This window comes from Rhizobacter sp. P2_H2 (genome assembly GCF_056403375.1).
Genome location: NZ_JBFUFP010000126.1, coordinates 1 through 9,096, shown reverse-complemented (window position 1 = coordinate 9,096; position 9,096 = coordinate 1). Strand labels below are relative to the sequence as shown.

At 70.5% G+C, this 9,096-nt stretch carries 10 protein-coding genes and 1 pseudogene; all 11 read left to right on the top strand.

What is annotated here, in order from left to right; all coding sequences use genetic code 11:
* Positions 1–320: pseudogene (locus tag AC1D15_RS10050) on the top strand (methyl-accepting chemotaxis protein); the annotation flags it as partial.
* A gap of 29 nt (positions 321–349) precedes the next feature.
* Positions 350–901, top strand: coding sequence for a chemotaxis protein CheW (locus AC1D15_RS10045; RefSeq protein WP_047511153.1), 552 nt, complete (start codon positions 350–352; stop codon positions 899–901).
* A gap of 31 nt (positions 902–932) precedes the next feature.
* Positions 933–2,906, top strand: coding sequence for a HAMP domain-containing methyl-accepting chemotaxis protein (locus AC1D15_RS10040; RefSeq protein ID WP_477825867.1), 1,974 nt, complete (start codon positions 933–935; stop codon positions 2,904–2,906).
* A 30-nt stretch (positions 2,907–2,936) separates the two neighbouring features.
* The gene (locus AC1D15_RS10035) at positions 2,937–3,737 is read left to right on the top strand and encodes a CheR family methyltransferase (protein WP_477825866.1); all 801 of its coding nucleotides are present in this window, start codon (positions 2,937–2,939) and stop codon (positions 3,735–3,737) included.
* Positions 3,738–3,744: 7 nt separating this feature from the next.
* Positions 3,745–4,281, top strand: a complete 537-nt coding sequence (locus AC1D15_RS10030) for a chemotaxis protein CheD (protein WP_477825865.1) — start codon at positions 3,745–3,747, stop codon at positions 4,279–4,281.
* Complete coding sequence (locus tag AC1D15_RS10025; RefSeq protein WP_477825864.1) at positions 4,278–5,348, top strand: protein-glutamate methylesterase/protein-glutamine glutaminase; 1,071 nt, start codon at positions 4,278–4,280, stop codon at positions 5,346–5,348. The genes AC1D15_RS10030 and AC1D15_RS10025 overlap by 4 nt, the downstream gene beginning before the upstream one ends.
* 129 nt (positions 5,349–5,477) lie before the next feature.
* Positions 5,478–6,134 carry a hypothetical protein gene (locus AC1D15_RS10020; RefSeq protein WP_477825863.1) on the top strand — a complete coding sequence of 219 codons (657 nt, stop codon included), beginning with the start codon at positions 5,478–5,480 and terminating at the stop codon, positions 6,132–6,134.
* On the top strand, positions 6,131–6,805 hold the full coding sequence (locus AC1D15_RS10015) for an ABC transporter ATP-binding protein (protein WP_477825862.1): 675 nt from the start codon (positions 6,131–6,133) through the stop codon (positions 6,803–6,805). Before AC1D15_RS10020 ends, AC1D15_RS10015 begins: the two co-directional genes overlap by 4 nt.
* A complete protein-coding gene (locus tag AC1D15_RS10010) occupies positions 6,802–8,010 on the top strand; it encodes an ABC transporter permease (protein WP_477825861.1) in 1,209 nt (402 codons plus the stop codon). Before AC1D15_RS10015 ends, AC1D15_RS10010 begins: the two co-directional genes overlap by 4 nt.
* 11 nt (positions 8,011–8,021) lie before the next feature.
* The gene (locus AC1D15_RS10005; protein WP_465110745.1) at positions 8,022–8,753 is read left to right on the top strand and encodes an outer membrane lipoprotein-sorting protein; all 732 of its coding nucleotides are present in this window, start codon (positions 8,022–8,024) and stop codon (positions 8,751–8,753) included.
* Between the two features lies 1 nt (position 8,754).
* A partial coding sequence (locus tag AC1D15_RS10000; protein ID WP_477825860.1) for a hypothetical protein occupies positions 8,755–9,096 on the top strand: 342 nt, incomplete at its 3' end.

Sequence of the window (9,096 nt, the reverse complement as noted above, 5' to 3'; positions counted from 1 at the left end):
ATGCGGCGGTGAGCCAGCTGAGCCAGACGACGCAGCAGAACGCGTCGAGTTCGGAAGAACTCGCAGCCACCTCGGAAGAGATGAGYAGCCAGGCCGAGCAGCTGCAGCAGGCCATGTCGTTCTTCAAGCTGGCCGGCGGCCATGCCACGCAGGCCGCGAAGACCTCGGGCCAGCCGCCGAGCAAGCCGGCCGCCACGCGCAGCGCCAAGGCGGGCAAGCGCGCCGCTTCGGGCGGCTTCAACCTCGCCGGCGGCATGGCGTTCGCCGGGGCTGGTGGATCGGGCGAAGGCCCGGACGAATCGCAGTTCGCCCGTTTCTGATTCAAGTCTCTGAACCAAGGAGTCCCGCGATGACCGCACTGGTCCAGACCCACCGCGCGCCGGCCACGGCCGTGGCGCGCCCTGTCGCCGCCGAGCCGGCGCAGTACCTCACCTTCATGCTGGCGGGCGAGATGTTCGCGATCGGCATCCTCGCGATCAAGGAGATCATCGAGTACCACACGCTGACCGAGGTGCCGATGATGCCGGACTGCGTGCGCGGCGTGATCAACCTGCGCGGCGCCGTGGTGCCGGTGATGGACCTGCTGGCGCGCTTCGGCCGCGCGCCGAGCCCGGTGACCAAGCGCACCTGCATCGTGATCGTCGAGGTCGAGGCCGAAGGCGAGCGCCAGGTGATCGGCGTCGTCGTCGACGCGGTCAACGAGGTGCTCGACATCGCCCTCGCCGACATCGAGCCGGCACCGGCCTTCGGCGCCCGCATCCGCACCGATTTCATCCACGGCATGGGCAAGGTGCGCGGCAAGTTCGTGATCCTGCTCAACGTCGACCACGTGCTGTCGCTGGACGACCTGGGCACGCTGGCCGACGCCGCCGACCGCACGCAGAACGCGCTGGCCGTCTGACGGGCCGCCTGATACTCAAGGGAAGACAAAAATGAACTGGTTCCATCGGATGAAGCTGGCGCACAAGCTGCTGGCGAGCTTCCTGCTGTGCTCGGTGCTGACCGCGCTGGTCGGCGGCTACAGCCTCTCGCGCCTGAGCGAGCTGGGCGGCATGATCCACACGACCTACGTCGACAACGTGCTGCCGCTGCAGGACATCTCCGAGGCCGGGTCGCGCCTGACCGCGCATTCGCGCTCCTACGTGCGACTGCCGGCGATGAAGGACCCGGCCGAGGTGAAGGAGACCATCCGGCGCTCGGCGACGCACCTCGACAAGTTCAACGCCGCGCTGAAGGCCTACCGGGCCACCAACCTCAGCGCGACCGAACAGGCGCTGATGAAGGAGCTCGACGCGCAATTGCCGAACTACCTGGCGCAGAACGAGAAGATCGCGCAGCTGGTGCTGGAGGGCAAGTTCGACCAGGCCTCCGACCAGAGCAACGGGCCGGCGCGCAAGGCCGTCTCGGACATCGAGGCCACGATGGCCAAGGTCATCGAGGAACTGGCGAACCAGACCAAGGCGACCAACGACGGCGCCGAGCAGACGGTGCGCCACACCTGGACGCTGATGCTGGCGGTGATCGGCGTCTCGGTGGTGCTCGCGATCGGCCTGGGCCTGCTGGTCACCCGCGTGATCGGCCGGCAGCTCGGTGGCGAGCCCGACCATGCCGCGGCGCTGCTGCACCAGGTGGCGGCCGGCGACCTGTCGGCGCAGATCACGCTGCGCCCGGGCGACGACAGCAGCATGCTGTTCGCGGTGAAGCAGATGGTGGCCCGCCTGAAGCAGGTGATCGACGGCCAGCGCCACGTGGTGGCGGCGGCGAACCGCGGCGACTTCAGTGCGCGCGTCGAGCTCGACGGCCTGCAGGGTTTCCAGAAGGAAATGGGCGAAGGCCTGAACGCGCTGGTGTCGACCACCGGCGACAGCATCGGCGACGTGGTGCAGGTGATGGGCGCCGTCTCCGAAGGCGACCTGACGCGCACCATCGAGCGCGACTACGAAGGCGCGTTCGCCGAGATGAAGGAATACGTCAACGCCACCGTCGACAAGCTGTCGCAGGTGGTGACCGAGGTGAACAGCGGCGCGGAAGCGCTGGCGGGTGCATCGGAAGAGGTGAGCGCRACGGCGCAGTCGCTGTCGCAGGCGTCGAGCGAGCAGGCGGCGGGSGTSGARGAGACGAGCGCRTCGATCGAGCAGATGACGGCATCGATCTCGCAGAACACCGAGAACGCGAAGGTGACGGACGGGATGGCGACGAAGGCGGCGAGCGAAGCGGCCGAGGGCGGCGAGGCRGTGCGYGCGACGGTGGCGGCGATGAAGCAGATCGCGCAGAAGATCGGGATCATCGACGACATCGCATACCAGACGAACCTGCTGGCGCTGAACGCGGCGATCGAGGCGGCGCGTGCCGGCGAGCACGGCAAGGGCTTCGCGGTGGTGGCGGCGGAGGTGCGCAAGCTGGCCGAGCGCAGCCAGGTGGCGGCGCAGGAGATCGGCACGGTGGCGGGCTCGAGCGTGGAGCTGGCCGAGAAGGCGGGGCGCTTGCTGGACCAGATGGTGCCGAACATCAAGAAGACCTCGGACCTGGTGCAGGAGATCACGGCGGCGTCGGAAGAGCAGTCGTCGGGCGTCAGCCAGATCAATGCGGCGGTGAGCCAGCTGAGCCAGACGACGCAGCAGAACGCGTCGAGTTCGGAAGAACTCGCAGCCACGTCGGAAGAGATGAGCAGCCAGGCCGAGCAGTTGCAGCAGACGATGTCGTTCTTCAAGCTGGCGACCCACGCCGACGCGCCGCGGCAGCGCCCGGCTGCGCCGCGCAAGGCGGCAGCCAGGCCGATCGCAGCGGCAGCGAAGGGGGCCAAGGCGGGTGCGCGCAAACCGGCATCGGCCGCCGGCCACAGCGGCTTCTCGCTGCACGTGAACGGCGCGGGTGCGCTCGACGAATCGCAGTTCGCCCGTTTCTGATCCTGACCCGAGCGACCCCGCGGACCGGCCATGAACACCATCTCCGACAACGAGTTCGGCCTGTTCCAGCGCTTCATCTACGACGCGGCCGGCATCACGCTGTCGTCGGCGAAGAAGGCGCTGGTGTGCGGCCGGCTCGCGAAGCGGCTGCAGGCCTGCAACCTGGGCAGCTACAGCGAGTACTTCAAGCTGCTGACCAGCGGCCAGAACGGTGCCGAGGTGCAGACCGCGGTCGACCTGCTGACCACCAACGAGACCTACTTCTTCCGCGAGCCGAAGCACTTCGAGCTGCTGCGCGAGGCGGCGCTCGCGTCATCGAAGAAGGCGCAGCCGTTCCGCGTCTGGAGCGCGGCCAGCTCGACCGGCGAAGAGGCCTACAGCATCGCGATGGTTCTGGCCGACACGCTGGGCGATGCGGCCTGGGAGGTGACGGGCTCCGACATCAGCACCCGCGTGCTGCAGCGCGCGCGGCAGGCGCACTACCCGATGGAGCGCTGCCGGCAGATCCCGCAGACCTACCTGAAGCGCTTCTGCCTGCGCGGCATCGACGAGCAGCAGGGCACGCTGCTGGTCGACCGGACGCTGCGCAGCCGCGTGCAGTTCATGCAGGTCAACCTGAACACCACGCTGCCGCGGCTGGCGGCGTTCGACGTGATCTTCCTGCGCAACGTGATGATCTACTTCAACGGCGACACCAAGCGGCAGGTGGTGGCGCGCATCCTCGAGCAGCTGAAGCCGGGCGGGTTCTTCTGCATCGGTCACTCCGAGAGCCTGAACGACATCACGACGGCGTTGATCCAGGTGGCGCCGTCGATCTACCGCAAGCCGTGAGCGAGACATGGCGGCGGGGAGCACGATCCGATTCGACAGCGCCGAGCCCGGCGACCGGGTGCTGCAGCCCGGCGAGTACGCGGTCGGCGAGGCGCCGTTGCGCATGCGCACGCTGCTCGGCTCATGCGTGTCGATCACGCTGTGGCACCCGGCAAGACGCGTCGGGGCGATGTCGCACTTCCTGCTGGCCGCTCGCTCGCCGAGCCGGCTGGGCGTGCCCGACGCGCGCTACGGCGAGGAGGCGCTCGCGCTGATGCTGCGCCAGCTGCACAAGCGCGGCATCGCGCCGGCCGAGTGCGAGGCGAAGATCTTCGGCGGCGGCAACATGTTTCCCGAGCAGGCCTCGCCCGCCACGCCGAACATCGGCCGCCGCAACGGCGAGGCGGCGCGCGACCTGCTGACGGCGCACGGCATCCGCGTGCATTCCGAGAGCCTGTTCGGCAACGGGCACCGCCAGATGATCTTCGACCTGGCGACCGGCGACGTGTGGGTGCGGCAKGTCAACCCGGAATCGGCGTCGATGCCGCTGGAAGGCGGCGCATGAGCAACATCCGCGTGATGGTGATCGACGACTCGGCCGTCGTGCGGCAGGTCGTCACCGCGTTGCTGGACGACGCGCCGGGCATCGAGGTGATGGCCGCGGTGGCCGACCCGGTGCTCGCGATCGAGCGCCTCAAGCACGACTGGCCCGACGTGATCGTGCTCGACGTCGAGATGCCGCGCATGGACGGCATCACCTTCCTGCGCATGGTGATGCAGCAGAAGCCGACGCCGGTGGTGATCTGCTCGACGCTGACCGAGCGCGGCGCGAAGACCACGCTGGAGGCGATGGCCGCCGGCGCGGTGGCCATCGTCACGAAGCCGAAGCTGGGGCTGAAGCAGTTCCTGACCGCCAGCGGCGAAGAGCTGATCAGCACCGTGCGTGCCGCGGCCAAGGCCAACGTGCGGCGGCTGGCCGCCGGGCCGGCGGTCGCGCCGACGCCGGCGGCGAAGAACACCGCCGACGTGATCCTGCCGCCGGCCACGCGGGCGATGACGCAGACCACCGAGCGGGTGGTGGCGCTCGGCACCTCCACCGGCGGCACGCAGGCGCTCGAAGAAGTGCTGACCGCGCTGCCGCGCGTGACGCCGGGCATCGTGATCGTGCAGCACATGCCGGAGAAATTCACCGCGGCCTTCGCGGCGCGGCTGGACAGCCTGTGCCGCATCGAGGTGAAGGAGGCCGAGCACAACGACCGCGTGCTGCCGGGCCGCGCGCTGATCGCGCCGGGCGGGCGGCACATGCTGCTCAAGCGCAGCGGGGCGCAGTACTTCGTCGAGGTGATCGACGGGCCGCTGGTGAACCGCCACCGGCCATCGGTCGACGTGCTGTTCCGCTCGGTCGCGCGCAGCGCCGGCGCGAATGCGCTCGGCGTGATCATGACCGGCATGGGCGACGACGGCGCGGCCGGGTTGCTGGAGATGCGCAAGGTCGGCGCGCAGACCGTCGCGCAGGACGAGGAGAGCTGCGTCGTGTTCGGGATGCCGAAGGAAGCGATCAAGCGCGGCGGGGTGCAGCGGACGCTGCCGCTGGATGCGGTGGCGGCGGAGATCCAGAAGCAGACGGGCTGAGCTCCCGGGCGCCGTTCGCGCCGCAGGGCCGCCATTTCGCGCCGCCCGCGCCCGCTTCGTCGCAGCGCGGCTGCGCGACGACAGAACGCCTCCGAGGATGCGCGCCATCGCCACCTCCCGGAGACTTCGATGAACGGTTCCACCTTTCCGCGCACCCTGGCCGCCGCCGTGTTCACGCTCGTGCTCGCCACCGGCCAGGGGATCGGCCACGCCGCACCCGACGCGCAGTTCCGGCCCGCCTTCCAGCTCTTCAACCAGGCCTCGGCCGGCGACAAGGGCGTCGTCGACGCGGCGGCCGACGCCTTCGATGCGCTGCTGCAGGCCGAGCCGTCGAGCCCGGTGCTGATGGCCTACAGCGGCGCCAGCACCGCGATGAAGGCCCGTACGACTCTCCTGCCCTGGAAGAAGATCGGTTTCGCCGAAGACGGCCTGGCGACGCTCGACAAGTCGCTCGCGCTGCTGACCCCGGCGCACGATGCCGTCGGCCAGCACGGCACGCCGGCCAGCCTGGAGACGCGCTTCGTCGCCGCCAGCACCTTCCTCGCGGTACCTGACTTCATGCACCGCGGCGCGCGCGGCAGCGCGCTGCTGGCCGAGGTGCTGGCCAGCCCGCTGTTCGCGCAGGCGCCGCTGCCGTTCCAGGCCGCGGTGTGGATGCGGGCCGGCACGCAGGCCGCGAAGGAGAACCGCGTGGCCGATGCGCGCCGCTTCTTCGAGCAGGTCGTGCAGCGCGGCGCGCCGCAGGCCGAGCAGGCGCGCGCGGCGCTGCAGGGCCTGCCGTCGTGACCGCGGCTGCCGTCGAGTTGCGCGGCGTGCGCAAGACTTATCGGCTGGGCCCGCACGTGATCCCGGCGCTGCAGGGCGTGGACCTGTCCGTCGCGCGCGGCGAGCTGCTCGCGCTGACCGGCCCGTCGGGCAGCGGCAAGAGCACGATCCTGAACCTGTGCGGCCTGATCGACACCGCCGATGCCGGCGAGATCGCGATCGATGGCCGGCTGGTCGCCGGCCTCGACGAGACGCAGCGCACGCTGCTGCGCCGCGATGCGCTCGGCTTCGTGTTCCAGGGCTTCAACCTGGTGCCGGTGATGACGGTCGCCGAGAACGTCGACTACCCGCTGTTCCTCGCCGGCGTGCCGTCGGCCGAACGGCGCGCGCGGGTCGCCGCGCAGCTGCGGGCCGTCGGCCTGCAGGACCATGCCGGTCATCGGCCCGATGCGCTGTCGGGCGGCCAGCGGCAGCGTGTCGCGATCGCGCGGGCGCTGGTCAAGCGCCCGAAGCTCGTGATCGCCGACGAGCCGACCGCGAGCCTCGACTCCGCCACCGCCGACCAGGTGCTGGCGCTGATGCGCGAACGCGGCCATGCCGAAGGCGCCGCTTTCGTGATCGCGACGCACGACGCGCGCCTCACGCAGCGCTGCGACCGCACGCTGGCGCTGCGCGACGGGAGGATCGAATGAAGTGGTTGTACTTCGCGTGGCTCAACACGCTGCGCAACCGGCGCCGCTCGCTGGTCACCGTGGGCATCGCGGCGCTCGGCACCGCGGCCATCCTGCTGGCCGGCGGCTTCGCGCTGTCGACGTACCACGCGCTGGCGCAGGCCGCGGCGCGCAGCACCGGGCACCTGGTGCTCGGCCAGCCGGCGCAGTTCACGACCGATGAGGACACGCCGCTGCAGCACGGCCTCGACGATGTCGCCGCCTTGCGCGCCCGGCTGCTCGCCGACCGCGCGGTGCGCCAGGTGCTGCCGCGCGTGGAGTTCAGCGGCCTGGTCAGCAACGGCGACAAGTCGACCGTGATGATGGCCCACGGCGTCGACCCCGACGGCGAGTTCTCGGTGAAGGGCCCGTTCCTCACGATGACGGCCGGCGACGTGCTGGCCGGCACCGACCGCGCCGAGGTGATGCTCGGCGACGGCCTTGCGCGCAGCCTGAAGGCCCGGCCCGGCAGCAGCCTGACGCTGCTCGCGAGCACCACCGACGGCGCGCTGAACGCGCTGGACGTGCGCGTGAAGGGCGTGTTCTCGACCGGCGTGCCGGAGATCGACAAGCGCCTCGTCTACACCGACCTCGCGACCGCGCAGAAGCTGCTGAACACCACACGGGTATCGACGCTCGGCGTGTTCCTCGACCGCATGGACTCGACCGGGCCGGCGCGCGAGCGCATGGCCGCCCTGTTCCCGTCGCTCACGGTGCAGACCTGGCTCGACCAGGCCTTCTTCTACCGCTCGGTGCGCGATCTCTACAACCGCATCTTCGGCGCGCTCGGGCTGATCATCGGCGTGATCGTGGTGTTCGTCGTCGCGAACGCGATGGCGATGGCCATCATCGAGCGCACGCGCGAGATCGGCACGCTGCGCGCGCTCGGCACGCTGCCGTCGCAACTGCTGCGCACGCTGGCGCTGGAGGGCATGCTGCTCGGCGGTGCCGGCGCGCTGCTCGGCGCCGCGCTGGCCGGCGCGATCTCGCTGCTGCTGTACGTGGTGCCGGTGCAGATGCCGCCGCCGCCCGGCCGCTCCAGCGGCTACCCGCTGACGATCGAGGTCGATCCGCTGATGTTCGCCGCCACCGTGCTCGCGATGCTGCTGCTCGCGATGGCTGCGGCCGCGCTGGTCGCCCGCAGGACCGTCCACACGCCGGTGGTGGATGCGCTGGCCCACACCTGAAGGGACTCAACATGAAACGCCTCCTCGCGATCGTGCTCGGGCTGCTGGCCACGTTGGCCCAGGCCCAGGACATCGTCCCGCTGCTGAAGGCCGCCGACCGCTTCCGCATGGGCAGCGACAACCTGCAGGTCGACACGCTGATCAGCGTCTTCAACACCGATGGCTCGCCCGACAAGGAGCGGCGTTACACCGTCTTCGCGCAGGCCGGCCACCGCTCGCTGGTGCTGATGCGCAGCCCGGCCGAGAAGGGCCAGAAGGTGCTGATGCTCGGCGACGACTTCTGGCTGCTGATGCCCGGCAGCCAGCGCCCGCTGCGCATCACGCCGATGCAGAAGCTGCTGGGCGATGCGTCGACCGGCGACATCGCGACGCTCAGCTGGGCCGACGACTACGGCGGCCGCGTCATCGGCGAGGAGCGCTGCGGCGAGGTGGCCTGCCTGCACCTGAGCCTGGCGGCCAACCGCAAGGGCGTCACCTACCAGCGCATCGAACTGTGGCTGGGCACGAAGCTGCACGAGCCGCTGAAGGCCGAGCTGTACGTGCAGTCGGACAAGCTCGCGAAGCAGGCGGGCTTCGTGCTCGACGCGCCGGCCGCGCCGACGCGGGTGACCGAGATGGTGCTGCGCGACCAGCTGAGCAACCACAAGGAGACGCGGGTGCGCTACGTGTCGCGCGCGCCGCGCGACGTGCCGGAGGCCTGGCTGAACCCGATGTTCCTCGCGCGCAACCCGACGTTGGACTGAAATGCGGCGCTTCGTGGGGATCGCGGCGCTGTGGGCGCTCGCGGGCGGCGCCGTGGCCGCCGACGAGTTCAGCGGCCAGCTGCGCGCGCACCGCGAGCAGGTGGAGGGCATCGCACCGCCCGGCACCGACACGCTCGAGACCGAACTGCGCGGCCACTGGAAGGCGCTCAGCGGCAACGTCGTCTTCACGCAGCAGCGGCCCGACGGCGGGGCATGGCACGGCGATGCCGCCGTCAACGAGCTGTATGCGTCGGGCGACGCGCTGGGCTGGCAGTGGAGCGGCGGCCGCAAGATCGTCGCGTGGGACGTCGGCTACGGCTTCCGGCCGAACGACGTGGTGCAG